Origin of the sequence: Nocardia sp. NPDC002869 (genome assembly GCF_046764065.1) — a bacterium.
Lineage (GTDB): Bacteria > Actinomycetota > Actinomycetes > Mycobacteriales > Mycobacteriaceae > Nocardia > Nocardia rhamnosiphila.
In genome coordinates, this window is the sequence record NZ_JBKOOL010000081.1 from 1 (window position 1) to 24,931 (window position 24,931).

The window sequence follows — 24,931 nt, forward strand, 5'->3', positions numbered from 1 at the left end:
CCGCGCGGCCGCTGTGCGCCCGGATCACCAGCCGGGGTAGATCCCAGCTGCTTTCGACGGTGCCGGAGGTGGGTCCGGCGACCACGGTCGACGCCGTGCCCGAGCGCGATCCAGCGGGCAGTCCGGTGGCCAACTCCTGGGCCGAACTGCACCCCGACTATGTGGCGAAGGTTCGCGAGGACATCCCGGAGGTGACCCCGGCCGCGGCTGCGCTGGCGCTCCGGGTGTGGGGTCGTATGCACGGTCTGGCGGCTCTGGAGATCGACGGCCATATCCATCCGGTCGCGCGGGATCCCGCGGCGCTGCACCGAGCGGAAATGCTGGACCTCGTGGCATCGCTGGGATTGCCCCGCCCCGGGGCTGTGCCGGCCGACTGAGAGGCGATCCCGGACCGACACCGGGGTGCCGCCCGACTCCTGCAGTCGACACCCCGGCGACCGAGTCTCGGCGGCTCCTCCGTAATCGCGACGCCCGGTGGCGCGGAACCCGGCGACAGGGTGTGCGGTGTGCCGTCGCCGACGTGATTCCGTTCGTGTCCGGGCAGTCGGAAGCGTCCGGGGTATTCGGCCGGACATGGTGCCGAGGTGGGGTTCCGGCGGTCACCGTCGTGGCGGCGGATCCTCGGCGAAGAGACCGGCGCGCGCGGCGGTGAGCGCCACCGCCGCCGCCCTGTCGGCGGTGCGGTCGTCCACCTTTTCGCCGGTGATCGCGACTCGCAAGTAGATGGGCGCCACGAGGGCTTTGATCAATTCGGCGGGATCGGTGTGCGGCGGCAGCTCACCGCGCGCGACGGCCCGGGCGACCGGCGGGAGCGCTCGGCGGATGCGGTCCCGGAAGACGTGCCGAACGGGATCCGACGGGGTCGGCGCGCCGGTGGGCCCGGTCGGCATCACCGCGAGGACCGCCCGGCCTGCCGGGCTGGTGATCCATTCGACCAGGCCGCGGGCCAGCGCGGGCAGGTCGTCGTCGATCGAACCGGTGTCGGGAATGGGGAGCTCGGTGGCGACGCTCTCGCTCAGTGCCTCGGCGATCAGGGTGTCGCGGTCGGGCCAGCGGCGGTAGACGGTGGTCTTGTGCACGCCGGTGCGCCGCGCGACGTTCTCGATGGTGAACGCGGCATATCCGTGCTCACCCAGCTCGGCGACGGTCGCGGCCAGGACGGCGGCGCGAACCTTGGGCCCGCGGCCGAGGGAGGCGGCATTCATTGCAACTCCTTGTTGCGTTATCTGCGAGCGGCGGGCATGCTGACGATAACGCAACTCACTGTTGCGATATCGAAAAGGGAGTTTCCGATGTGGTCGACACCCATACGCGCGGCTGCGCTCCTGTTTCCCGGCTTGCTGGCCGGGGCCTTCGGCTACGGGGCGGTGAACGTGCTGTACGCGTTCCGTGCGGTCCCGCTCGACGTCCGTTTCACGTTCCACACCGCGCTGATGCGGGTGAACGGTCCGGTCGTGCAGTCGCTGATGGGTCTTGCCGTGCTGAGCACACTGGTGCTGGCCGCGCGATCGAGCGGGCGGCTGCGCCTGCTCGCCGGCTGCGCGTCGGCGCTCGTGATCACCTCTTTTCTGGTGACCCGATTCGGGAACGTTCCGATCAACCAGCACATCAAGCAGTGGGCCGTGGGAACTCCACCGGCCGATTACGCCGAGATCCTGCACCGCTGGGAGATGTTCCACTTCCTCCGGACCGGTTGCGCACTGGCAGCGTTCGTCCTGGCGATCGGCGTCGTCCTCACCACCGCCCGAGCCGGCAGCTCGAACGCAGCCACCGCTCCCGCGGTGCGCGCGCAACCGCCGGCGACCGTCGAGCCGCGGTCAGCGTAGTCCGGCGGCGGCGTCCTCATCCAGCAGCCAGGTGGTCGACTCCGCACCACGCGCGCCCGCCGCCGGGACCGCCAAGGGCTCGGCCCCGTTCACGGCCGCCGCGACGGGCCCGGCCTTCCCGGAGCCGGAGACCACCAGGACCACATGACGGGAACGGCGGATCGCCGGGTAGGTCAGCGTGACCCGCACCGGCGGTGGCTTGGGCGAATCGGTGACCGCGACGGCGTATTCGTGTTCCTCTCCGATCGCGTCGGTATGACCGGGGAACAGCGAATTGATGTGCCCGTCCGGGCCCATCCCGAGCAGGTGCAGGTCGAACGCGCCGTGGGCGGCGAGATGGGCGCGTACGGCGGTGGCGTATTCGGCGGCGGCCTCGACAGGGTCGGGGTATTCGCCGTCGGAGGTCGCCACGGTGTGGATGCGGGCCGGGTCCACCGGGACGTGGTCCAGCAGGGCCCGGTGGGCCTGGAGTTCGTTGCGCTCCGGATCCCCGGCGGGCACGAAACGTTCGTCGCCCCAGAACACGTCGAGTTTCGACCAGTCGAGAGCGCCCGGATCGTCCCGGACCTTCTCCAACAGGGTGATACCGGTGCCACCGCCGGTCACCACGACCGAGGCCGAGCCGCGTTCGGACTGGGCGGCGACCAGAACCTCGACGAACAGCCGGGCGGCGGCAGTGGTCAGGGCGTCACCGTCGGCATGGACTTCGACGGCGGCGGAGCTAGTGGTCATAGGTAACCCCTTCGATTCCGGCCAGGGACTCGGCGTAGATCTCGTCCGCGTCCAGCCGACGCAGCTCTTCGGCCAGGCAGTCGCGGGTCTCGCGGCGCGCCAGCGCGATCCGCTGCACCGGATCACCGGTGCGGGTCAGGGTGGCGGTGACACCGGTCTGCGGGCGGGCGATAGCGATGGACACCGACTTCCGGCGCAGCTCCACCCGCAGCTCACCGGTCTGCCGGTACACGGGGCAGCCCAGTCGCCGGGCCAGCCAGCCCGCGAGCATATCCAGCGCGGGCTCGTCGCGCAGACCTGAGACGGACACCGACTGGACGGGTTCGAACGGTGGTTCGTCCATCGCGGCGGCCAGCAGTGCCCGCCAATAGGTGATCCGGCTCCACGCCAGATCGGAATCACCGGGCGCGTAGGAGCCGCGACGTTTCTTGATGGTCGCCTGCGGGTCGGGGGCGAAGGTGGCGTCGGTGATCCGCCGGGTCGCCAACCGGCCCACCGAATCCCGGGACGGGAAGTCCGGGGCGCCCCGCGGCCACCACGCCACCACCGGGGTATCGGGCAGCAGGAACGGGATCACCACACTGTTCTCGTGGTTCACCAGCTGCCCCTGCAGGCGCAGCACGATCACCTCAGCGGCGCCGGCGTCCCCGCCGACGCGGATCTGCGCGTCCAACCGGGTCGGTGCCGACCGGTCGCCGCGTGCGAGCACCACCACCCGGCAGGGGTGTTCGCGGCTGGCGTCGTTGGCGGCGTCGATGGCCTCCTCGGCCTCGGAACTGTCCAGTGTGCACACCACCAGGGTCAGCACCCGGCCCATGGTGATCACACCGTTGCTCTCGCGCAGCTGCACCAGGCGTTTGGTGACCGCGCCGGTCGTGGTGTCGGGGATATCGATGATCACGGCCGCCGCCATTCCCGGCCGGTGCGGGCCAGCATGGCGTCGGCGGAATCCGGGCCCCAGGTCCCGGCCTCGTACTGTTCGGGTTTCCCGTCGGCGGCCCAGTGGGCCAGTACCGGATCCAGGATGCGCCAGGACAATTCGACCTCCGCGTTGACCGGGAACAGGGAGGGCTCGCCGAGCAGCACATCCAGGATCAGCCGCTCGTAGGCCTCCGGGGACGATTCGGTGAACGCCTCGCCGTAGCTGAAGTCCATGTTCACATCGCGCACTTCCATCGACGACCCGGGCACCTTCGACCCGAACCGCATGGTGATGCCCTCATCCGGCTGCACCCGGATGACGAGTGCGTTCTCGCCGAGCTCCTCGGTCATGGTCTGATCGAAGGGCAGATGGGGGGCGCGTTTGAACACCACCGCGATCTCGGTGACCCGGCGGCCGAGGCGTTTCCCGGTGCGTAGATAGAAGGGCACGCCCGCCCAGCGCCGGGTGTCGACCTCGAGGGTCAGCGCGGCGTAGGTCTCGGTGCGCGACTGCGGATCGAAACCCTCCTCGTCCAGCAGGCCCACCACTTCCTGGCCGCCCTGCCAGCCGGCCGCGTACTGGCCGCGGGCAGTGGTCTCATCGAGCGGTTCCACGAGTTTGGTGGCCGAGAGGACCTTGATCTTCTCGTTCTGCAACTGACGGGGTTCGAAACTGATCGGCTCCTCCATGGCGGTGAGCGCGAGCAACTGCAGCAGGTGGTTCTGGATCACGTCGCGGGCGGCGCCGATACCGTCGTAATATCCGGCCCGGCCGCCCAGACCGATGTCCTCGGCCATGGTGATCTGGACGTGGTCGACGTAGTTGGCGTTCCAGATCGGATCGAACAGCTGGTTGGCGAAACGCAACGCCAGGATGTTCTGCACCGTCTCCTTGCCGAGGTAGTGGTCGATCCGGAAGACCGTTTCCTCGGGGAACACCCGGTTCACCAGGGCGTTCAATTCTCGTGCGCTGTCGAGATCGTGCCCGAACGGTTTCTCGATCACGACCCGCCGCCACGGCGCGCGGCCGAGTGCGGCCGCCGAACTGGTCAGCCGGTGGTGGTGCAACTGGTCCAGCACCACCGGGAAGGTGTTCGGCGGAATCGACAGGTAGAAGGCATGGTTACCGCCGGTGCCGCGCTCGTCGTCGAGCCGGGCCAGGGTTTCGGCGAGGCGGCCGAACGCCTCGCCGTCCTCGAAGGTGCCCTGTACGAACCGGAATCCCTCGGCCAGGTGGTCCCAGACCTCCTGGCGGAACGGGGTGCGCGCGTGTTCGCGGACGGCCTCGTGCACGATCTCACCGAAATCCCGGTCCGACATCTCCCGGCGGGCGAAACCGACCAGTGCGAAACCCGGGGGCAGCAGCCCCCGGTTCGCCAGATCGTAGATGGCCGGCATGAGTTTGCGCCGGGACAGATCTCCGGTCACCCCGAAGATCACCATGCTGCACGGGCCCGCGATCCGCGGAATCCGTTTGTCCCGGCCGTCCCGCAGCGGGTTACGCCACGGTGTGCCGGATGCCGTCTGTGTGCTCTCCGGAGCGCCGGCCATCTGAGTCAGTTACCTCCTGCGGCAGACTGGAGTTCGGCCGTGGTGGCCTCCAGCAGTTCCTCCCAGGACTTCTCGAACTTGTCCACGCCCTCGCGTTCGAGCACGGCGAAGACGTCGTCGAGATCGATACCGGCGGCCCGCAGCCGATCGAAGACCTCGGCGGCCTCGGCGGCCCCACCGGAGACGGTGTCCCCGCGGACCTCGCCGTGATCGGCGACGGCCTCGAGCGTCTTCTCCGGCAGCGTGTTCACCGTGTTCGGCGCGACCAGTTCGGTCACGTAGAGGGTGTCCGGGTAATCGGGGTTCTTCACACCGGTGGACGCCCACAGCGGCCGCTGCCGGTTGGCGCCGGCCGAGGCCAGGTGATTGTAGGTGGAGACGTGGTTGCCGCCGGGGGCGAAAACGTCCTCGTACTCGGCGTAGGCGAGGCGGGCGTTGGCCACGCCGGCCTTCCCGCGCAGTGCCAGCGCCTCCGGGGTGCCGATCGCCTCGAGGCGTGTGTCGATCTCGGTATCCACCCGCGAGACGAAGAACGACGCCACCGAATGGATCTTGCCGAGATCGTGCCCGGCGACCCGCGCCTTGCGCAGCCCGTCGAGGTACGCGCCCATGACCGCCCGGTAGCGCTGCACCGAGAAGATCAGCGTGACGTTCACGCTGATGCCTTCCTCGATCACCGCGGTGATGGCGGGCAGGCCCGCCTCGGTGGCCGGGATCTTGATGAACAGGTTCGGCCGGTCGACGATCTTCCACAGTTCCACCGCCTGGGCGGCGGTCTTGTCGGCATCGAAGGCCATCCGCGGATCCACCTCGATGGAGACCCGGCCGTCGACTCCGCCGGTCCGTTCGAACACCGGGGCCAGCACATCACAGGCCGCGCGGACGTCATCGGTGGTGATGGTGCGGATCGCGGCGTCGACGTCGGCGCCGCGGGCGGCCAGCTCACGGACCTGTTCGTCGTAGGCATGACCCTTGCTGAGGGCGCCCTGGAAAATGGTGGGGTTGGTGGTGACTCCGACGACCCCGCGGGTAGCGATCAGTTCGGCGAGGTTGCCGGAATTGATCCGATCGCGGGACAGATCGTCCAGCCACACCGATACCCCGGCCGCGGCCAGGGCGGCGATGTTCTCGTTCTGTGCCATGGGCCCTTATCCCTTCACATTGTCGAGCGTGCGCTGCGCAGCGGCGACGACGGCCTCCGGCGTGAAGCCGAACTCGCGGAACAGGGTCTTGTAATCGGCCGAGGCGCCGAAGTGCTCGATCGAGACGATCTCGCCCGCGTCGCCGGTGAACCGGTACCACGGCATCGCGATACCGGCCTCGACGACGACGCGCGCGGCGACCGCCGGGGGCAGCACCTCGTCGCGATACGCCTTGTCCTGCGCGTCGAACCACTCCACGCACGGCATCGAGACCACCCGGGTACCGATGCCCTGCTCCTCCAGCGTAGTGCGGGCGGCGACGGCGAGCTGGAGCTCGGAGCCCGTACCGATCAGGATCACCTGCGGTACGCCGGTGGAGGCCTCGGCCAGGATGTAGCCGCCCTTGGCGACGCCCTCGAGGCTGGTGCCCTCCTGGACCGGCAGGTCCTGGCGGGTCAGGGCCAGCGCGGCCGGGCCGCCGGTGCCCACGGCGTCGCTGGAGACGAACGGGGAATTGTGCTTACCGCTGTGCTTCTCGATCACGGTGCGCCAGGCGTACGCGGTTTCGTTGGCGTCGCCGGGACGCACCACCGAAAGGCCCGGGATGGCGCGCAGCGCGGCCAGATGCTCGATGGGCTGGTGGGTCGGGCCGTCCTCGCCGAGACCGATCGAATCGTGGGTCCAGACATAGGTGACCGGCACCCGCATCAGCGCGGCCAGGCGGACGGCCGGGCGCATGTAATCGCTGAACACCAGGAAGGTGCCGCCGTAGGGCCGGGTGGGACCGTGCAGGGCGATGCCGTTGAGGATGGAGCCCATGGCGTGCTCACGGACGCCGAAGTGCAGGGTCCGGCCGTAGGGGCTCGCCTTCCACATACCGGTCGAAATGGCCTCGGGGCCGAAGCTGAGCGAATCCGGGATGGTGGTGTTGTTCGATTCGGCGAGGTCGGCCGATCCGCCCCACAGCTCCGGCAGCACCGGGCCCAGGGCGCTCAGCACCTTGGCCGAAGCCTTACGGGTGGCCAGGCCCTTCGCGTCGGGCTCCCAGGTGGGCAGGCCCTTGTCCCAGCCCTCGGGCAGCTGTCCGTTGAACAGCCGGTCGAACAGCACCTTGGCCTCGGGGGCCCGCTGGGCCCAGGCGTCGAACTCGACGGTCCAGTCCGCGTGTGCCCGCGCGCCGCGTTCGGCGGCCTTGCGGGTGTGCGCGATGACCTCGTCGGCGACCTGGAAGCTCTGCTCGGGATCGAAACCGAGGGCGCGCTTGGTGCCGGCCACCTCGTCGGGTCCGAGCGCGGCGCCGTGCGCGGCACCGGTGTTCATCTTGTTCGGGGCCGGGTAGCCGATGATGGTGCGCAGCAGGATCAGCGACGGCCTACCGATCTCGGCCTTGGCCGCCGCCAGCGCCGACTCGATCGCGACGACGTCCTCGCCGCCCTCCACCACCTCCACATGCCAGCCGTAGGCCGCGTACCGCGCCGCCACGTCTTCGGTGAAGGCGATGGTGGTGTCGTCCTCGATGGAGATCTTGTTGTCGTCGTAGATCACCACCAGGTTGCCGAGCTGCTGGGTGCCCGCCAGGGAGGAGGCCTCGGAGGTGACGCCCTCTTCCATATCGCCGTCGGAGGCGATCACGTAGATGTGGTGATCGAACGGGCTGGCCCCGGCCTCGGCTTCGGCGTCGAACAGGCCGCGCTCACGACGGGCGGCCATGGCCATACCCACCGCCGAGGCCAGGCCCTGGCCCAGTGGGCCGGTGGTGATCTCCACGCCCTTGGTGTGCCGGTACTCCGGGTGGCCCGGTGTCAGCGAACCCCATTTACGCAGGTTGCGCAGATCGTCGAGTTCCAGGCCGAAACCGGCCAGGTACAGCTGGATGTAGAGAGTCAGGCTGGAGTGTCCGCAGGACAGGACGAACCGGTCGCGGCCCACCCACTCGGGGTCGGCGGGGTCGTGCCGCATGGTCCGCTGGAACAGTGTGTAGGCCAGCGGAGCCAGGCTCATGGCGGTACCGGGGTGGCCGTTGCCCGCGGCCTGCACCGCGTCGGCGGCCAGGACCCGGACGGTGTCGACAGCTTTGGTGTCCAGATCCGTCCAGTCGTCCGGAAGGTTCGGCTGGGTGAGGGCGCGGATGTCGTCTGTCACTGACACGACCGTGTTTCTCCTGACATTTCGAGGCGTCGAAATTGGGGGCGGGCGGGGTGGCGAACCGGTGCGGCGCGGTGACTGTGGCGCCGCATACACCCCCTACCCTAATTGCGACCGGCCGCCCCCGTGCACGCCCCCCGGCCAGTCGCGCGAGCCGGTCGTTCCCCGGATGGCCGCCGTGTCCGGCCGCGCCTGGGCGCACCGCGGAACGCGACCCCCGGGTGAGCGCGCAGGGGCGAGCGGCGGCGGGCACCGGGCGTGGGTCTACCATCGTGTGTAGTAGTAGCCGCGTCGCAGCCGCGCGCTGCTCCTTCCCAAACCGGATGCGAAGCACAGCGTGCGAGGAGAGATAGTGCGGATCGGTCATGACACGGGGGTCGGCGGCGCCCACGATTCCGCTCCGGCACCCGCGGACCGCGTCCTCGGTAGCGAGAAGCTCGCCCGCGTCGCCCGCCGCCCGCTCGCCTATATCGCGCTCACCAAACCGCGGGTCATCGAACTGCTGCTGGTGGCCACCATCCCCACGATGTTGCTGGCCGACCGCGGCCAGGTCGATATCCGGCTGATCCTGGCGACTCTGTTCGGCGGCTGGATGGGCGCGGCCAGCGCCAATACGCTCAACTGCGTCGCCGACGCCGATATCGACAAGGTGATGAAGCGGACCGCCAAACGGCCGCTCGCCCGGGACGCGGTCCCGACCTCGCACGCCTTCGTCTTCGGGGTCGTCCTGGGTATCGGCTCGTTCGCCTGGCTGTGGTGGCAGGCCAATCTGCTCAGCGGTGTGCTCGTCGTCGCGACCATCCTGTTCTACGTTTTCGTCTACACCCTCGGCCTCAAACGGCGTACCTCGCAGAACGTGGTCTGGGGCGGCGCGGCCGGGTGTATGCCCGCGCTCGTCGGCTGGTCGGCGGTTACCGGCACCATCGGCTGGCCCGCCCTGGCGCTGTTCGGCGTGATCTTCTTCTGGACGCCGCCGCACACCTGGGCGCTGGCCATGCGCTACAAGGAGGACTACCGCGCGGCCGGGGTGCCGATGCTGCCGGTGGTCGCCACCGAACGGACCGTCACCAAACAGATCGTCATCTACACCTGGCTGACCGTGCTCACCACGCTGGCACTGGTCCCGGCCACCGGGGTGATCTACACGGCGGTGGCCCTGGTCGCCGGCGCCTGGTTCCTGCTGATGGCCCACCAGCTCTACGCCGGGGTGCGCCGGGGCGAATCGGTCAAACCGCTGCGGCTGTTCCTCCAGTCCAACAACTACCTCGCGGTGGTGTTCTGCGGCCTGGCCGTCGATTCGGTACTCGGCTGGACCACGCTGGGTGACGTCTTCTTCGGCTGAACCCCGGCACCGCCCTGGTGAGCCGCCCCGGTTCTCCGGGTAGCGCCTGCTTTCGGGGTGGCCTGCCGGAATCGGCCCGCCGTCAGTCGACCTGTCCGATATAGCCGTCCGGGCGAATCAGGATCCGAGTCCCCGCACCGGCGTGGTAGGCAGCGCGGGCGTGACCCTCGACGTCGATCACCGCGGGACCGGGGACCGAGGCGCCCGGCTCGACCACCGCATAACTCCGGGTGCCGGGCAACGCGGGCAACTCGCCCGTGGCGCCGAAGCAGAGCAGTGTCGCGTGCGGCCCGCGGACGAGATCGAACAGCCGCAGCGGCCGGCCGTCGGCACCCTTCAGCGGTGCGTCGGGGGCGCGGTCGCCGGCCGCGACGGGCCGGGTGTCGGCCGGGTCGCGGTAGCCGATATCGAGCCGGCGGGTCTCCTCACCGCGTTCCATGGCGTCTTCCGCCCCGTCGACGAGCTCGCCGAGGAGCGCGGAGCTGATACCGAGCCGGGCCGCGACCGTGCGGCGTTCCGATTCGTAGGTCGAGGGCGGCTCTTCGTCGCCGGCCAGCGCGGCCGCGAGTTTCCAGCCCAGGTTGTAGGCGTCCTGGATGCCGGTCTTCATACCCTGCCCACCGGTGGGCGGGTGCACATGCGCGGCGTCGCCCGCGAACAGCACGCGCCTGGCCCGGAATCGCCCGGCGAGCCGGATATGGGCCGCCGGACCGTTGTCCAGATCAGATCGGTCAGGGTGATATCAGCACGCCGCGGTCATGCGGGCGATGGGACAGGCTGCCCTGGTCAACGAGGAATTCGCCGCGCGACTACCGAGACCGCGCCCGGTCGGACGGATCAGGGCAGCAGCACGACCGAGCCGGTGGTCCTCCGGCTCTCCAGATCGCGGTGTGCCTGTTCGGCCTCGGCCAGCGGATAGGTGGCGCCGACCCGGACGGTGAGCGAGCCGTCGGCGACGGCCTCGAAGATATCGCCGGCCCGCCAGTCCAACTCGGCGCGGTCGCGGGTGTAGTGGGCGATATTGGGACGGGTCACGAATACCGACCCGGCCGCGTTGAGCCGTTGCAGGTCGACCGGTGGCACCGGGCCGCTGGCCGCGCCGAACAGTGCCAGCGTGCCGCGGACCCGCAGCGCGGCGAGGCCGGCGTCGAAGGTGGCCGCGCCCACGCCGTCGTAGACCGCCGCGACACCCTCGCCGCCGGTCAGTGCACGGACCCGCTCGGCGAGATCGTCGCCGTAGCGCAGCACCTCCCAGGCGCCGGCGCCGCGCGACAGGGCCTCCTTCTCGTCGGTGGACACCGTGGTGATCACCCGGATATCGCGCGCCGCGGCCAGCTGGGTGAGCAGCAGCCCGACCCCGCCCGCGCCCGCGTGCACCAGGATCGTCTCGCCCGGTTCGGGGCGGTAGACCGATTCGATCAGATAGTGCGCCGTCATACCCTGCAGTAGGGCCGAGGCCGCCACCGCCGGATCGATATCGCCGGGTACCGCCACGGCGACCGCCTCGTCCACCACCGCGCGCGGGGCGTAGCTGTTGGGCCCCGCCGCCCACGCCACCCGGTCGCCGACCGCGAATTCGGTGACCTCGGAGCCGATTTCGGCCACCACTCCGGTGCCCTCGGAACCCGGAATGTAGGGCACCGGGCGCGGATAGGTACCGGTGCGGAAATAGGTGTCGATGAAATTGACGCCGACGGCATCGATATCGACCAGTAGCTGATTCGGCCCGGGCTCCGGATCGGGAACCTCGACGAGGGTCAGCACTTCCGGACCGCCGTGCCGGTCTACCTGGATCGCGCGCATGGATCCAGTTCTACACCGGTGCCCGCACCCGGAACGAAGGGGTCCGCCGCGGCGGTGCCGAACGCCGCCGCCGTGGCAACCGGTGGTTCGGACCGGGTCCGGCGGCGCCGACCTACTCGCCGGTAAACTCCTCGGCATGAGTACAGATTCCGCCACCGTCGCCGCTCCCCGGGAGATCGTCGAGTCGGTGCACAAGTTCGTCGCCGCGCACGGGGGTTCGGCCGAGGCGGTGCCGCAGCCGGTGGGCCGCCGGGGTGTGCGGCTCACCCTGGTCGGTTCCGACGGTGTTCTCGGGGATCGGATGGTCGCCGATATCGCCACCGCGCAGGCTGTGATCGACGCGGTGGACGGGCTCACCGCCGCCGAGGGCTGGGAACGCGATCTGGTGGCACGTACCACGCCGCGCACCGGGCACTGGGCGAAAATGGCGGGGTGGGTTGCTGGTCAGACGCGATTTCCGAAGGCTCGCAACGAGAACTGACACCTGTGGGTGTTCACAGGTCGCGCGCCCGGCCGCAGGTAGCTCGAACAGTTTCCCGATCAAAAACTACTGACGAGTAACCGGTTCGCGCTACCGTTAGTGCCTCGAGCGTCAGCCCCGGGGTAGAAGGAGCCGATATGACGGTCAGCAGTCCGACCCGTTCCAGACTCACGGTGTCCGGCCGTCCGATCTCGAACCACCTGCGGGACGTATCGACCCTGTCGCGTCAGATGGTCGGTCATTTCGTGGAACACGTGGCGCCCTGCGGGACTCTTCCGGGCGACGCGCTCCAGGGTGATGTCACCGCGGTCACCCGGCTCTGCCTGGAACTCACGGTGAGCCGGCTCGACGGCCGCGAGCTGCCGGAAAAGATCGAACAGGTCCGGGAAGCCGCCGCCGAATGGGCCCGCGAGGGCATCCCGATCGACACGATCAACCATGCCATCCACGAGGGTTTCAAACTCGGATTCGATCGCATCATGGTCACCGCGGGGCCGGCCGATTCGGCGACCCTGGTCGACACCGCCCGCCGGATGCTGGAGATCCTGGACACGATCACCTCGGAGGTCGCGCTGGCCTACGTCGGCGAATACCGGGGGGTGGTCTCCGAACACCACACCGCGGTGCACACGCTGACCTCGGCGCTGCTCGGCGGGCACAGTACCGCCACCATGGCCCGGGAATGCGGGATCGAGATCGCCGAGGCGTACCAGGTGCTGGCGCTGGCGCTGGCGCCGCATCCGGACGAATCCGCGCCGCAGGTCGACGGCCGGATCGTCGCCCGGCGCAAACTGCGTCGCGTCCAGGCCGAGCTCGCCCGCAGTTGCGGGGAGAAGGCGCTGTCGCTGCTGAGTATCGACGGTGGCACCGTGCTGTTGCCCGCGGACGCTTTCCCCGAGGACACCTTGGACGAGTTGATCGCGCGCCTGGCGCAGGCGGCACAGGTACCCGTCACGGGCACCGTCGTCACCGCGGCCACCGCCGAGATCCCCGATGCCACCGACCGCGCTCATGAACTCCTCGACACCGTGCAGCGCATCACCGACGGCGGCGGTCTGCACCGGTTCACCGATCTGGCCCTGGAATTCCAGATCACCCGGCCGGGCCCGGCCCGCGAGCACCTGAGCGCCATCCTCGATCCGCTCGACGAACATCCCGAACTGTTGGAAACGCTGCGCCAGCACATCGCCAACAATTTCAATCGCCAGCGCACCGCCCGGCTGATGCATATGCACACCAATACGCTCGACTACCGGCTCAAACGGGTCCGGATGCTCACCGGATTCGATCCCGCGATCCCCACGGGTCTGTGGTACCTGACCTCGGCGCTGGTGGCGCGCAGCTACCAGAACGGGCCGAGCGGCACCTGACGCGGCACGGTGGTGGCATGCCCCCGGGGAGGACCGGGGTCGGCTGTCGGCAGTACCGGATCGGCCGTGGCGCGTCCCGTGGGAGCCGTACGGCGTGGGCCCTGTCAGGCCGGCTGGGGGCTCGATTCCGTGATCGGGGCGGGCAGGGGTTCCCGGGTACGCAGGGACGCCCACAACGCGGCGGTCGCGGCGGTGCACAGGGCCGCGCCACCGACATGGATCGCGACCAGCGCCGCCGGGACCTCGGTGAAGTATTGGACGATGCCGACCAGCGACTGCGCGAGTACCAGCCCGAGCAGGACGAACAGGCGGTCCCGTACCGGTTTGGTGATACCGGTCGCGAAGAGCCCGAAGGCGAGCCCGACCAGCAGGGCGAGGTAACCGACCAGCAGCTGCGAATGCAGATGCACCAGCGTCACGATCTCCACCTCGAGCCGGGGCACCGGGCGGTCGATGCTCTTGTCGCCGGCGTGGGGACCGGCGGCGGTTACCAGTGTGCCCGCGACGAGTACCCCGGCCAGGGCGACTCCGCTCAGGGCGGTCAGCCAGCGTAGCGGGGCGGGCGCGCGGACGGTGTCGACGCCGTCGTCGGGGGAGGCGACCTTCGCGTACATCACCGCGGCCACCCACACCATGAGCATCGACGCCAGCAGGTGTAGCGCGACGGTCCACCAGAGCAGCCCGGACAGCACCGTGATACCGCCGATGCCCGCCTGCAGGACGGTGCCCGCGGGCATGAGCCAGGCGTAGACCAGCACTTCGCGCCGCCGCCGGGCCCGGGTGACGGCCAGGACGATGAGTGCCGCGCACAGCGTCACCGCGAAGGTGAGCAGGCGGTTGCCGAACTCCACCGCTTGATGGAGCACGGCCACCTCGGAGACACCGATCGGGATGAAACTGCCCGGGAAGCACTGCGGCCAGGTGGGGCAGCCCAGACCCGACGCGGTGACTCGGACGATCGCGCCGGTCACGGCGATGCCGGCTTGAGAGGCGATCACCGCCAGCGCGATCAGCAGCTGGGTGCGCCGCGAGGGGAGCGGCAGCCGGTCGACGAGTCGCAAGAATGCGCGATACAGCACGTCCCGATGGTAGCGGGCGGCCACCGCCGGCCCGCACCCGGACTACTACAACGTGTCGTGGAAGATCATTCGAAGCGGAACCAGCGGGCCGCGAGCAGGCCCGCGCCGGTACCCCAGACGATCAGCGCGCCCACTCCCAGCCAGTCGACGCCGCCGCTCAGCGCGTGTTCCAGCGCGACCGCCAGCGCACCGGAAGGGACCAGTCGCACCAGGGTGTGGACCGCGGTGGGCAGTTCGTCGGAGGCGAAGACCACGCTGGCGATACCGAGCATGACGAACCAGAGGATATTCGCCAGCGCCAGCACCACTTCGGCCTTGAGCGTGCCGCCGAGCAGCAGGCCCATCGCCGCGAACGTGGTGGTACCCAGCGCGATCAGCACCGCGCCCAGCAGCAACCCCAGCGGTGTCGGCCGCCAGCCCAGCGCCACCCCGATCAGGCCCAGCAGCACCGCCTGCAGGATCACCACCAGCAGGACCGCCCCGCTCTTACCCGCGATGATCCCCCAGCGCGGCAGGGGCGTGGCGCCCAGTCGCTTGAGCGCCCCGTAGCGGCGGTCGAAACCGATGGCGATGGCCTGGCCGGTGAACGCGGTCGACATCACCGCCACCATCATCACCGCGGGCACGATCTTGTCGATCTTGTCCGGGCCCATGTCGCCGAAGGGCAACAGCGCCAGCCCGATCAGCAGCGTCACCGGAATGAACATGGTGAGCAGCAGTTGTTCGCCGTTGCGCAGGAGCAGCACCAGATCGAGCCGGGTCTGCGCGAGCAACATGGCCGCCCGCGGCGCGGGCCGGGGCGCGGGCGCGAAAGTACCCGGCTCGAACCGGTCGGCCGTCAGTTCAGGCTTGGTCACAGGTCTTCCTTCCAAGCCGGTCGAAGCGGTCCGCGGAGACCGGAGCGAAGGCGGAGGTATCGCATCATGCGCGCAGGTCCCGTCCGGTCAGTTCCAGGAAGACATCCTCGAGCCGGCGCTGGTCGATCCGGATATCGGTCGCGAGCACGTTCACCCGGGCGCACCAGGCGGTCACCGTGGCCAGCACCTGCGGGTTGATCTCGCCCTCCACCAGATACGAGCCGGGGCTGGTCTCCTTCGGCGCGAATCCCTCCGGCAGCGCCGACTGCAGCAGGTCCAGGTCCAGATGCGGTGGCGCGGCGAAACGCAACTGTCCGGCCGCACCGTGCGCGGTGACCTCGGCCGGCGTACCGGAGGCGACGATGCGCCCGTGGTCGATGATCACCAGGTGATCGGCCAGTTCCTCGGCCTCGTCCATGAGATGGGTGGTGAGCAGGACGCTGACACCGTCGCGCCGCAGCGCGTCGATCAACTCCCACACCAGGATCCGGGCCTGTGCGTCCATCCCCGCGGTGGGTTCGTCGAGGAAGACGATCTCCGGGCGGCCGACCAGCGCGCACGCCAGCGAGAGCCGCTGCTGCTGGCCACCGGAGAGCCGGCGATAGGGGGTGCGGCGGTGGTCGGCCAGGCCCAGCATGCCGAGCAGCCACGCGGGGTCCAGCGGGTTCGCCGAATAGGAGGCGACCAGATCCAGCATCTCCCCGGCACGTGCGCCCGGATAGGCGCCGCCGCCCTGCAACATCACTCCGATCCGCGGGCGCAGCCGCTCGGAATCGGCGATCGGGTCCAGGCCCAGGACCCGCACCTGCCCCGAATCCGGGCGGACGAAGCCCTCGCACATCTCCACCGTGGTGGTTTTACCGGCGCCGTTCGGGCCGAGCAGGGCGAAAACCTGTGCGGGTTCGATGGTGAAACCGATACCGTCCACCGCGATCGTCTCGCCGTAGCGTTTGGCGACGTGGTCCACCTGTACGGCGGGCACCCGGGAAGCGGTCACGAGGTTCCACCGTAGGCCCCGGCCGGCTGTGACGGGGCCGACACCCCCTGCTGTACCCGCCAGGGCAGTGAGTTCCGGGTGACCACGATGAACAGCAGCGACACGATTACGGTGGCCACCGCCGACCCCACGATCTGGAACACCTCGAGGTCGGCGCCGCGCGGCATGAGGATCACACTGACCACCGCGGAGATTCCGATCGCCGGGCCGCGGAACGCGGGCCGGGTGGCCCAGGCCGCCATCGGCACGATGGCCCACAGCAGATACCAGGGTTGGACGACCGGGAACAGCAGCACGATCGCGCCCAGCGAGACCCCGAGCGCGCCGACCGGATGCAGGCGTCCGGTCCAGGTGGCGACCAGCATTCGCACCGTGATGAAACCCGCCACCACGGCGGCGATGGGCCGGGTGATGCTGAGCAGTGCGGTGGTGTGGTCGCCGAGGCCGAGCAGGACACCGCCGAATCCGGTGACGATGCCCAGGGCGGTGGGCAGCGACATCCAGCTGCGCACCGCGTTTGCCGTGTTCAGGGTGTAGAGCCAGCCGAAACCGAGACCGCTCGCCATGCTGATCACCACGGTCACCACCACCGCGATCAGGCCCAGCAATCCGGCCGTGGCCAGGATCGGCCGCAGCCCCGGCCCCCAGCGGCGGGCCAGGGCCATTCCCGCGAAGCCCAGCGCGATGATCGAGGTGACCTTCACCGAGGACGACAGGCTGATCACGACCGCGCCGCCCACCAGCAGGGTCCAGCCGCGGCCGTCCAGCGGGGGTGGCCCGCCGTCCCCGGGGACCCCGTGGATCGCGCGCAGCATGAACTCCAGGCCGGCCAGCATCAGGCCGAGCATGAGCGCGTCGTTGTGCACCCCGCCGATCAGGTGGAACAGCACCAGCGGGTTCGCGACACCCAGCCACAACGCGCTCACCGGCGCCACCCCGCAGCGCACGGACAGTCGTGGCAGGGCCCAGACGATCAGCGCCACCCCGGCCAGGGCCAGCAGCCGGTGCACCCAGACCCCGGCCAGGATGTTCTCCCCGGTGAGCTCGGCGATCCCGTGACCTATCCACAGGAACAGCGGTCCGTAGGGTGCGGGCGTCTCGCGCCAGATGTTGGGGACATTGTTGGTGAGCACATTGTCGATACCGAGCCCGGCGACGGGGCCCTCCTGGTACGGGTCGATCCCGCGGGCGGCGATCTCGCTCTGCGCCAGATAGGAGTAGACGTCGTTGCTGAACATCGGCGGCGCCACGCACAGCGGGATGATCCACAGCAGCAGTGTCCGGTCGAACTGGCGCCGGGTCAGCCGGTGCCGCGGCGAACCGCCGATCCCGCCGACGGCGAACCGCCCCAGCAGCAGCCATGCCAGCACCACGGTCACCGTGCCGACCATGCACATGGCCAGTGATCCGGTGTGCGCCCGCGCGAAAATACCGAGTACCCGCATGCCCGAGGTCGGATTCTGGTGCACCGGCTGCGCGCCGATACCGAGGGCGCTGATCGCCATGAGCACCGTGCCGGTGGCACCCATCAGCCGGATCCGGTCCAGCTGTGCCCGCTCCCGGCGGTCGAGCCCCGGGACCTCGGATTCGTCGCTGTGCAGAATCGCGATGGTGTGATCCGAGGGCGGGACATCGAGCCCGAGGGCGCGCCGCACCAGTTTCAGTGCGCGCTGCCCGCGCGACGCCACTGCGCCCGGGGCGCCTGCCTGTCCTGCCACGGTCACCGAGACTAGTTCGCCGGGGGCGCTGCCGGTGCCCGGGCCGCGGCAGCGCGCGGCGGGCCGGACGCGCAGCGACCGGTTGCCGAGGCGCCGGCCCCCGGCCGGACATCTTCTGGCTACCAGGGGTGTCCGCTGCCCGGCGCATGGTGTCCGACGCAGGTGGCTCCGCGAAGGGCTTCCGGGCGCGCGGTCCGGGGAGCCCGGCGGCTCGTCCGGCCGGCGGAGCGCGGGGCGCGGGTGCAGCCGGGCAGCAAATTCTCCGGCGCGGGGTCGCGCGAGCCGCCCGGACCTCCGGCGCAGTGAAGCACATCACTGCACTGATCCGGCAGGGGCGGCCCGAGCGGCACTTTTTCGCCCGAACAGGCGGTTTCGGCGTATCCGGCCGGACGTGGGCGGATCAGCGACCCGCCTGCTCAGGGCACCCTTATTAGATTTCGGGAACGAATTCCGCCACACTGATGTTGTGAAAACTATGGGTTTGCCGAATGTGGACGAAAGGGCTGGTCACCGGGCCGGTACCGGGTCCGTCGGCGTGCCCGCGACCGGCGGTGAAGGCCATACCCGCGCCGCCATCGTCCGGCTGCTGCTGGAGGAGGGGCCGATCACCGCGACCGCGATAGGCAGTGCCCTGGGCCTGGCGCCCGCCGGGGTGCGCCGGCATCTGGACGCGCTCATCGAATCGGGTCAGGCCCGCGCCGGACGGTCGGCGCCCTGGCAGCAGAAGGGTCGCGGACGGCCGGCCAAGCAGTATCAGCTCACCGCGGCCGGGCGCGGCATGCTCGGTCACGCCTACGACGATCTCGCCGGTGCGGCCATCCGGCAGCTGCGCGAGATCGGCGGCGAGGAAGCGGTCACCGCTTTCGCCCGTAAACGCGCACGCACCCTGGTCGACGGGATCGAACCGCTCCCCGGCCACCGTGCGGAGCCGGCGGCGGAAGAGTCCGCCACCGCGGGCGATTCCGTGCGAACGGGTACGGCGGCCAAGGCGGAGGAGATCGCCACGGCGCTCTCGGACGCGGGGTTCGCGGCGAGTACCCGCCGCGTCGGCGCGGGTGTGCAGATCTGCCAGCACCACTGCCCGGTCGCCCATGTGGCCGAGGAATTCCCCGAACTGTGCGAGGCCGAACTCGCGGCCTTCCGGGAGGTTCTCGGTACCCATGTGCAGCGCTTGGCCACCATCGCCAACGGGGACTGCGCCTGCACCACCCACGTACCACTGACGGTGCTGCCCGCGGCAGCCGCCGATCGACCGAAACACGCTTCACCTGCAACCGTTGCACAGCCCGCAACGGACGCACCGAACGACTCCGGAAGGAGCGCCGAATGACGACCACCACCGACCAGGTGCCACCGCTCACCCAGGAGGAGGCCATTGCCTCGCTGGGTAAATACGGTTACGGCTGGGCCGACTCGGATGCGGCCGGAGCCAGCGCGCAGCGTGGTCTCTCCGAGGAGGTCGTTCGCGATATCTCGGCCAAGAAGGACGAGCAGGCCTGGATGCTGGAGAACCGGCTCAAGGCGCTGCGCATCTTCGATCGCAAGCCCATGCCGAACTGGGGCTCCAACCTCGACGGCATCGACTTCGACAACATCAAGTACTTCGTGCGCTCGACCGAGAAGCAGGCCGAGAGCTGGGAGGACCTGCCCGAGGACATCCGCAACACCTACGACAAGCTGGGTATCCCGGAGGCGGAGAAGCAGCGGCTGGTCTCCGGTGTCGCCGCCCAGTACGAGAGCGAAGTCGTGTACCACCAGATCCGCGAGGACCTGGAACAGCAGGGCGTCATCTTCCTCGACACCGATACCGCGTTGAAGGAGCACCCGGAGATCTTCCGCGAGTACTTCGGCACGGTCATCCCGGCCGGGGACAACAAGTTCTCCGCCTTGAACACCGCGGTGTGGTCGGGTGGCTCTTTCATCTATGTGCCGCCCGGTGTGCACGTGGATATCCCGCTGCAGGCCTACTTCCGGATCAACACCGAGAACATGGGCCAGTTCGAGCGGACCCTGATCATCGTCGACGAGGGCGCCTACGTGCACTACGTCGAGGGCTGCACCGCGCCGATCTACAAATCCGATTCGCTGCACTCGGCGGTCGTCGAGATCATCGTGAAGAAGGGCGGCCGCTGCCGCTACACGACCATCCAGAACTGGTCGAACAACGTCTACAACCTGGTCACCAAGCGGGCCAAGGCCGAAGCGGGCGCCACCATGGAGTGGATCGACGGCAATATCGGTTCCAAGGTCACCATGAAGTACCCGGCCGTGTGGATGCTCGGTGAGCACGCCAAGGGCGAGGTGCTCTCGGTCGCCTTCGCCGGCGAGGGACAGCACCAGGACACCGGCGCCAAAATGGTGCACCTGGCCCCGCACACCTCCTCGACCATCGTGTCGAAGTCGGTGGCCCGCGGTGGCGGCCGCGCCTCCTACCGCGGCCTGGTGCAGGTCAACAAGGGCGCGTACGGGTCCAGGTCGACGGTGAAATGCGATGCGCTGCTGGTCGACACGATCAGCCGCTCCGATACCTACCCCTACGTCGACATCCGCGAGGACGACGTGACCATGGGTCACGAGGCGACCGTGTCCAAGGTGTCGGAGGAGCAGCTGTTCTACCTCATGAGCCGCGGTATGACCGAGGACGAGGCGATGGCCATGGTGGTGCGCGGCTTCGTCGAGCCCATCGCCAAGGAACTCCCGATGGAGTACGCGCTGGAACTCAACCGCCTGATCGAACTGCAGATGGAAGGAGCCGTCGGCTGATGGCATTGGACAATGTTGCCGAGGCCGCCGAGGCTCGTACTCCGGCGATCAACAAGGGGGAGGTGTTCACCTCTTACGACGTGAACGCCTTCGAGATCCCCTCCGGTAAGGACGAGGCGTGGCGGTTCACCCCGCTGCGCCGCCTGCGCGGCCTGCACAACGGCACCGCGACCGCCGACGGGCGGGCCAGGGTCGAGGTCGGGCAGGCCACCGGGGTCACTGTGGAAACGGTGGGCCGCGACGATGCCCGGCTCGGGCAGGGTGGCACCCCGTCCGATCGGGTCGCCGCCCAGGCGTACTCCGGTTTCGAGCAGGCGACGATCCTCTCCGTGGGCAAGGAGACCGAGGTCGCCGAGCCTATCGTCGTGCGGATCACCGGACCTGGCGAGGGGAAGACCGCCTACGGTCATCTGCAGATACGGCTGGCGGAATTCGCCGTCGCCACCGTGGTGATCGACCAGCGCGGCAGCGGAACCTACGCTGAGAACATCGAATTCGTGCTCGGCGACAGCGCGAAGCTGACGGTGGTGGCGGTCCAGGACTGGGCCGACGACGTCGTGCACGCCACCGCGCATCACGCCCTGGTCGGGCGCGACGCGGTGCTGCGGCACACCGCGGTCACCCTCGGCGGTGACCTGGTCCGGCTCACCGGCAATGTCCGCTACGCGGGCCCGGGCGGTGACGCCGAACTGCTCGGTCTCTACTTCGCCGACGCCGGCCAGCATTTCGAACAGCGCCTGCTGGTCGACCACGCGGTGCCGCACTGCAAATCGAACGTGCTGTACAAGGGCGCGCTACAGGGCGATCCTCATTCGCCCAAGGGTGATGCCCGCACGGTCTGGGTCGGCGATGTGCTGATCCGGGCCGCGGCCGAGGGCACCGACACATTCGAGATCAACCGCAACCTGGTGCTCACCGACGGCGCCCGTGCCGATTCGGTGCCGAACCTGGAGATCGAGACCGGTGAGATCGTCGGCGCGGGCCACGCCTCGGCGACCGGCCGGTTCGACGACGAGCAGCTGTTCTATCTGCGTGCCCGCGGTATTCCGGAAGACGCAGCTCGCCGCCTGGTGGTGCGCGGTTTCTTCCACGAGATCATCCAGAAGATCGGAGTCGGTGAGGTCGCCGAGCGGCTCGAGGCGGCCATCGAAGCCGAACTCGCCGCGATCGGCGCCTGACCGACCACCCGGCCTCCCAGACCACCGAAGGAATTCGACACCCTATGACCACCCTGGAAATCAAGGACCTGCACGCCGAGGTCGCCACCCCGGACGGGGACACCGTCAAGATTCTCAACGGTGTGAACCTCACCGTGAAATCCGGCGAGACGCACGCCATCATGGGCCCCAACGGCTCCGGTAAGTCGACGCTGTCCTACGCCATCGCCGGGCATCCCAAGTACACCGTCACCTCGGGGTCGATCACCCTCGACGGTGAAGACGTGCTGGAGATGTCGGTGGACGAGCGGGCGCGCGCGGGACTGTTCCTGGCCATGCAGTATCCGGTGGAGGTCCCCGGCGTCTCGATGTCGAACTTCCTGCGTACGGCGGCGACCGCGGTCCGCGGTGAGGCGCCGAAGCTGCGGCACTGGGTCAAGGAGGTGAAGGAGTCGATGAACGAGCTCGATATCGACGCCGCCTTCGCCGATCGCAGCGTGAACGAGGGCTTCTCCGGTGGCGAGAAGAAGCGGCACGAGATCCTGCAGCTGGGCCTGCTCAAGCCGAAGATCGCCATCCTCGACGAAACCGACTCCGGCCTGGACGTGGACGCGCTGCGTATCGTCTCCGAGGGCGTGAACCGCTACCGGGAGCGGGAGAACGGCGGGGTCCTGCTGATCACCCACTACACCCGGATCCTGCGCTATATCCAGCCGCAGTTCGTGCACGTCTTCGTGGGCGGGCGCATCGTCGCCGAGGGCGGCCCGGAGCTGGCCGAGGAACTCGACGCGAACGGATACGTGAAATTCACCCAGACGGCCGGAGCCGGAGCCTGACATGACCGCGACCCTTCCCGCCTTCGACGTCGCCCGGATCCGGGCCGACTTCCCCATCCTGAACCGTACGGTCCGGGACGGGAAGCCGCTGGTGTACCTGGATTCTGGGGCTACCGCGCAGCGGCCGCTGGCGGTACTGGACGCCGAACGCGACTTCCTGCTGGCGAGCAATTCCGCCGTGCACCGCGGCGCGCACCAGCTGTCGGAGGAGGCCACCGATGCCTATGAGGACGCCCGCGCGCAGATCGCACGTTTCGTCGGCGCCGCCGCCGACGAGCTCGTGTTCACCAAGAACGCGACCGAATCGCTCAATCTGGTGACCTACGCGTTCTCCGACGACCGGTTTCCGTATCACGTGGGCCCGGGCGACGAGATCGTGATCACCGAACTGGAGCATCACGCGAATCTGGTGCCCTGGCAGGAACTCGCGCGCCGGACCGGCGCCACCCTGCGCTGGTACGGCGTCACCGACGACGGCCGCATCGATCTGGACTCGCTCGACCTGTCGCCGGCCACCAAGGTCGTGGCTTTCAGCCACCAGTCGAATGTCACCGGCGCGGTGGCGCCGGTCGCCGAATTGGTGCGCCGGGCCCGCGCCGTGGGCGCGCTGGTGGTGCTCGACGCCTGCCAGTCGGTACCGCACGCCCCGGTCGACTTCCACGCCCTGGATGTCGACTACGCGGCCTTCTCCGGGCACAAGATGCTGGGCCCCTCCGGGGTCGGTGTGCTGTACGGGAAGCGAGCGCTGCTCGCGGAGACCCCGCCCTTCATCACCGGCGGTTCCATGATCGAGACCGTCACCATGGAGCAGACCACCTACGCGCCGCCGCCGCAGCGTTTCGAGGCCGGGGTGCCGATGACCTCACAGGTCATCGGGCTGGGCGCCGCCGTGCGCTATCTCGAGGAGATCGGGATGGACGCGGTGGCCGCGCATGAGCACCTCCTCGTCGACGCCGCGCTCGCCGGGCTGGGCGCCGTACCGGGTGTGCGGATCATCGGTCCCATCGAGAACGTCGACCGCGGTGGCGCGGTCGCCTTCCTCGCCGACGGAATCCACGCCCACGACCTGGGCCAGATCCTGGACGACGAGGGCGTGGCGATCAGGGTGGGTCACCACTGCGCCTGGCCGCTGCACCGGCGTTTCGGTGTCGCCGCGACCGCCCGCGCCTCGTTCGCGCTGTACAACACCGTGGACGAGGTGGACAAGATGGTCGCCGCGGTGCGGAAGGCCCAGAGCTTCTTCGGGGTTGCCTAGAACATGCGCATGGAGCAGATGTACCAGGAAGTGATCCTGGATCACTACAAGCATCCGCACAACCGCGGCCTGCGGGAACCGTTCGGCGCCGAGGTGCACCACGTCAACCCCACCTGCGGTGACGAGGTGACGCTGCGGGTGCGGCTCGGCGACAACGGCGAGGTCGAGGATGTGTCCTACGACGGCCAGGGCTGCTCGATCAGCCAGGCCTCGGTCTCGGTGCTGACCGATCAGGTGATCGGACTGCCGGTTCTGGAGGCGCTGGGTGTGGTCGACTCGTTCAACGAGATGATCGGCAGCCGGGGCACCGTCGAGGGCGACGAGGACGTAATCGGCGACGGTATCGCTTTCGCCGGTGTCGCCAAATACCCGGCCCGGGTGAAATGCGCGCTGCTGGGCTGGATGGCATTCAAGGACGCGGTGCTGCGGGTCGACGGCGTGGCCGATTCCGCCGCGGGATCCGGTGCGTCCGCGACCGACCGCTCACGGAACGGGGAAACAGCATGACCGATACTTCTGCCACCGAGGCCACCGCGCCGGAGCCGGCGGCCGGCCCCGACGCCGAACTCTCGGCCGAGGACCTGGCGCAGCTCGCCGATCTCGAGGAGGCCATGCGCGATGTGGTCGATCCCGAACTCGGCATCAATGTCGTGGACCTCGGCCTGGTCTACGGAATGCGGGTGGAGGAGACCACCGCGGTGCTGGATATGACCTTGACTTCGGCCGCCTGTCCGCTTACTGATGTGATCGAGGATCAGTCCCGCAATGCCCTGGTCCGCAGCGGGCTGGTCGACGATCTGAAGATCAACTGGGTCTGGATGCCGCCGTGGGGTCCGGACAAGATCACCGAGGACGGCCGGGAACAGTTGCGGGCGCTAGGCTTCACGGTCTGAGGCCCGCGCACCCACCGCGCACGGCACTTCGCGACGGCGACCGATACGGTCGCCGTCGCGTTC

Annotated in this window: 24 protein-coding genes; 12 read left to right on the forward strand and 12 right to left on the reverse strand. The window is 69.3% G+C overall.

The window, feature by feature from the left end; translation table 11 throughout:
* A partial coding sequence (locus ACLML9_RS16595; RefSeq protein ID WP_411946377.1) for a WHG domain-containing protein occupies window positions 1-377 on the forward strand: 377 nt, incomplete at its 5' end.
* A gap of 222 nt (window positions 378-599) precedes the next feature.
* On the opposite strand, the gene ACLML9_RS16600 is transcribed toward ACLML9_RS16595, so the two are convergent.
* Window positions 600-1,205 (reverse strand): TetR/AcrR family transcriptional regulator, encoded by a 606-nt coding sequence (locus tag ACLML9_RS16600; RefSeq protein ID WP_356954634.1) that lies wholly within the window; start codon window positions 1,203-1,205, stop codon window positions 600-602.
* An 87-nt stretch (window positions 1,206-1,292) separates the two neighbouring features.
* Between ACLML9_RS16600 and ACLML9_RS16605 the strand changes: the two genes are divergently transcribed.
* Entirely contained in the window at window positions 1,293-1,826 is a 534-nt protein-coding gene (locus ACLML9_RS16605; protein WP_411946378.1) for an anthrone oxygenase family protein, read from the forward strand.
* Here the strand turns inward: ACLML9_RS16605 and pgl are convergent.
* The 5 genes from pgl to tkt are packed head-to-tail and all read right to left on the reverse strand — an operon-like array spanning window position 1,818 to window position 8,320.
* Window positions 1,818-2,558 (reverse strand): 6-phosphogluconolactonase, encoded by a 741-nt coding sequence (pgl, locus tag ACLML9_RS16610; protein WP_411946379.1) that lies wholly within the window; start codon window positions 2,556-2,558, stop codon window positions 1,818-1,820. The genes ACLML9_RS16605 and pgl overlap by 9 nt on opposite strands.
* The gene (gene opcA, locus ACLML9_RS16615; protein ID WP_411946395.1) at window positions 2,548-3,459 is read right to left on the reverse strand and encodes a glucose-6-phosphate dehydrogenase assembly protein OpcA; all 912 of its coding nucleotides are present in this window, start codon (window positions 3,457-3,459) and stop codon (window positions 2,548-2,550) included. Before opcA ends, pgl begins: the two co-directional genes overlap by 11 nt.
* A complete protein-coding gene (gene zwf, locus ACLML9_RS16620) occupies window positions 3,456-5,030 on the reverse strand; it encodes a glucose-6-phosphate dehydrogenase (RefSeq protein ID WP_411946380.1) in 1,575 nt (524 codons plus the stop codon). The genes opcA and zwf overlap by 4 nt, the downstream gene beginning before the upstream one ends.
* A 5-nt stretch (window positions 5,031-5,035) precedes the next feature.
* A complete protein-coding gene (tal, locus tag ACLML9_RS16625) occupies window positions 5,036-6,172 on the reverse strand; it encodes a transaldolase (RefSeq protein ID WP_411946381.1) in 1,137 nt (378 codons plus the stop codon).
* A 6-nt stretch (window positions 6,173-6,178) separates the two neighbouring features.
* Entirely contained in the window at window positions 6,179-8,320 is a 2,142-nt protein-coding gene (tkt, locus tag ACLML9_RS16630; RefSeq protein WP_411946382.1) for a transketolase, read from the reverse strand.
* A 349-nt stretch (window positions 8,321-8,669) separates the two neighbouring features.
* Here tkt and ACLML9_RS16635 point away from each other — a divergent pair, with 349 nt between their 5' ends.
* Complete coding sequence (locus tag ACLML9_RS16635; protein ID WP_411946383.1) at window positions 8,670-9,659, forward strand: heme o synthase; 990 nt, start codon at window positions 8,670-8,672, stop codon at window positions 9,657-9,659.
* An 82-nt stretch (window positions 9,660-9,741) separates the two neighbouring features.
* Here the strand turns inward: ACLML9_RS16635 and ACLML9_RS16640 are convergent, their stop codons facing one another.
* Window positions 9,742-10,323 carry an FAD-dependent monooxygenase gene (locus ACLML9_RS16640; protein ID WP_411946384.1) on the reverse strand — a complete coding sequence of 194 codons (582 nt, stop codon included), beginning with the start codon at window positions 10,321-10,323 and terminating at the stop codon, window positions 9,742-9,744.
* A gap of 173 nt (window positions 10,324-10,496) precedes the next feature.
* The gene (locus tag ACLML9_RS16645) at window positions 10,497-11,462 is read right to left on the reverse strand and encodes a quinone oxidoreductase family protein (protein WP_411946385.1); all 966 of its coding nucleotides are present in this window, start codon (window positions 11,460-11,462) and stop codon (window positions 10,497-10,499) included.
* A gap of 136 nt (window positions 11,463-11,598) precedes the next feature.
* Here ACLML9_RS16645 and ACLML9_RS16650 point away from each other — a divergent pair, with 136 nt between their 5' ends.
* On the forward strand, window positions 11,599-11,943 hold the full coding sequence (locus ACLML9_RS16650; protein ID WP_411946386.1) for a hypothetical protein: 345 nt from the start codon (window positions 11,599-11,601) through the stop codon (window positions 11,941-11,943).
* A 137-nt stretch (window positions 11,944-12,080) separates the two neighbouring features.
* Window positions 12,081-13,313, forward strand: a complete 1,233-nt coding sequence (locus ACLML9_RS16655; protein ID WP_411946387.1) for a PucR family transcriptional regulator — start codon at window positions 12,081-12,083, stop codon at window positions 13,311-13,313.
* Between the two features lie 104 nt (window positions 13,314-13,417).
* Here ACLML9_RS16655 and ACLML9_RS16660 read toward each other — a convergent pair whose 3' ends face one another.
* From ACLML9_RS16660 to mptB, 4 genes are all read right to left on the reverse strand, one after another.
* Window positions 13,418-14,392 carry a COX15/CtaA family protein gene (locus ACLML9_RS16660; RefSeq protein ID WP_411946388.1) on the reverse strand — a complete coding sequence of 325 codons (975 nt, stop codon included), beginning with the start codon at window positions 14,390-14,392 and terminating at the stop codon, window positions 13,418-13,420.
* 65 nt (window positions 14,393-14,457) lie between these two features.
* Entirely contained in the window at window positions 14,458-15,249 is a 792-nt protein-coding gene (locus tag ACLML9_RS16665; RefSeq protein ID WP_411946389.1) for an ABC transporter permease, read from the reverse strand.
* Window positions 15,250-15,313: 64 nt separating this feature from the next.
* Window positions 15,314-16,246 (reverse strand): ABC transporter ATP-binding protein, encoded by a 933-nt coding sequence (locus ACLML9_RS16670; RefSeq protein WP_265804784.1) that lies wholly within the window; start codon window positions 16,244-16,246, stop codon window positions 15,314-15,316.
* On the reverse strand, window positions 16,243-17,964 hold the full coding sequence (gene mptB / locus ACLML9_RS16675) for a polyprenol phosphomannose-dependent alpha 1,6 mannosyltransferase MptB (protein ID WP_411946390.1): 1,722 nt from the start codon (window positions 17,962-17,964) through the stop codon (window positions 16,243-16,245). Before mptB ends, ACLML9_RS16670 begins: the two co-directional genes overlap by 4 nt.
* A gap of 475 nt (window positions 17,965-18,439) precedes the next feature.
* On the opposite strand from mptB, the gene ACLML9_RS16680 reads away from it, so the two are divergent.
* From ACLML9_RS16680 to ACLML9_RS16710, 7 genes are read left to right on the forward strand one after another with little or no spacing between them, the layout of a single operon-like run.
* Entirely contained in the window at window positions 18,440-19,294 is an 855-nt protein-coding gene (locus tag ACLML9_RS16680; RefSeq protein ID WP_411946396.1) for a helix-turn-helix transcriptional regulator, read from the forward strand.
* Window positions 19,291-20,727, forward strand: coding sequence for a Fe-S cluster assembly protein SufB (sufB, locus tag ACLML9_RS16685; RefSeq protein ID WP_411946391.1), 1,437 nt, complete (start codon window positions 19,291-19,293; stop codon window positions 20,725-20,727). The genes ACLML9_RS16680 and sufB overlap by 4 nt, the downstream gene beginning before the upstream one ends.
* Entirely contained in the window at window positions 20,727-21,905 is a 1,179-nt protein-coding gene (gene sufD, locus ACLML9_RS16690; RefSeq protein WP_411946392.1) for a Fe-S cluster assembly protein SufD, read from the forward strand. Before sufB ends, sufD begins: the two co-directional genes overlap by 1 nt.
* A 44-nt stretch (window positions 21,906-21,949) precedes the next feature.
* Complete coding sequence (gene sufC / locus ACLML9_RS16695) at window positions 21,950-22,720, forward strand: Fe-S cluster assembly ATPase SufC (RefSeq protein WP_030521407.1); 771 nt, start codon at window positions 21,950-21,952, stop codon at window positions 22,718-22,720.
* Between the two features lies 1 nt (window position 22,721).
* Complete coding sequence (locus ACLML9_RS16700) at window positions 22,722-23,975, forward strand: cysteine desulfurase (RefSeq protein WP_411946393.1); 1,254 nt, start codon at window positions 22,722-22,724, stop codon at window positions 23,973-23,975.
* Window positions 23,976-23,978: 3 nt separating this feature from the next.
* Window positions 23,979-24,482 (forward strand): Fe-S cluster assembly sulfur transfer protein SufU, encoded by a 504-nt coding sequence (gene sufU / locus ACLML9_RS16705; protein WP_411946394.1) that lies wholly within the window; start codon window positions 23,979-23,981, stop codon window positions 24,480-24,482.
* Window positions 24,479-24,868, forward strand: a complete 390-nt coding sequence (locus tag ACLML9_RS16710; RefSeq protein ID WP_265804789.1) for a metal-sulfur cluster assembly factor — start codon at window positions 24,479-24,481, stop codon at window positions 24,866-24,868. The genes sufU and ACLML9_RS16710 overlap by 4 nt, the downstream gene beginning before the upstream one ends.
* Window positions 24,869-24,931: the final 63 nt, after the last annotated feature.

Coding starts and splice junctions, on each gene's coding strand:
- ACLML9_RS16600 (WP_356954634.1), bottom strand. CDS start 1,205: ATGAATGCCGCCTCCCTCGGCCGCGGGCCCAAGGTTCGCGCCGCCGTC.
- ACLML9_RS16605 (WP_411946378.1), top strand. CDS start 1,293: ATGTGGTCGACACCCATACGCGCGGCTGCGCTCCTGTTTCCCGGCTTG.
- pgl (WP_411946379.1), bottom strand. CDS start 2,558: ATGACCACTAGCTCCGCCGCCGTCGAAGTCCATGCCGACGGTGACGCC.
- zwf (WP_411946380.1), bottom strand. CDS start 5,030: ATGGCCGGCGCTCCGGAGAGCACACAGACGGCATCCGGCACACCGTGG.
- tal (WP_411946381.1), bottom strand. CDS start 6,172: ATGGCACAGAACGAGAACATCGCCGCCCTGGCCGCGGCCGGGGTATCG.
- ACLML9_RS16645 (WP_411946385.1), bottom strand. CDS start 11,462: ATGCGCGCGATCCAGGTAGACCGGCACGGCGGTCCGGAAGTGCTGACC.
- ACLML9_RS16650 (WP_411946386.1), top strand. CDS start 11,599: ATGAGTACAGATTCCGCCACCGTCGCCGCTCCCCGGGAGATCGTCGAG.
- ACLML9_RS16655 (WP_411946387.1), top strand. CDS start 12,081: ATGACGGTCAGCAGTCCGACCCGTTCCAGACTCACGGTGTCCGGCCGT.
- ACLML9_RS16680 (WP_411946396.1), top strand. CDS start 18,440: ATGGGTTTGCCGAATGTGGACGAAAGGGCTGGTCACCGGGCCGGTACC.
- sufB (WP_411946391.1), top strand. CDS start 19,291: ATGACGACCACCACCGACCAGGTGCCACCGCTCACCCAGGAGGAGGCC.
- sufD (WP_411946392.1), top strand. CDS start 20,727: ATGGCATTGGACAATGTTGCCGAGGCCGCCGAGGCTCGTACTCCGGCG.
- sufC (WP_030521407.1), top strand. CDS start 21,950: ATGACCACCCTGGAAATCAAGGACCTGCACGCCGAGGTCGCCACCCCG.
- ACLML9_RS16700 (WP_411946393.1), top strand. CDS start 22,722: ATGACCGCGACCCTTCCCGCCTTCGACGTCGCCCGGATCCGGGCCGAC.
- sufU (WP_411946394.1), top strand. CDS start 23,979: ATGCGCATGGAGCAGATGTACCAGGAAGTGATCCTGGATCACTACAAG.
- ACLML9_RS16710 (WP_265804789.1), top strand. CDS start 24,479: ATGACCGATACTTCTGCCACCGAGGCCACCGCGCCGGAGCCGGCGGCC.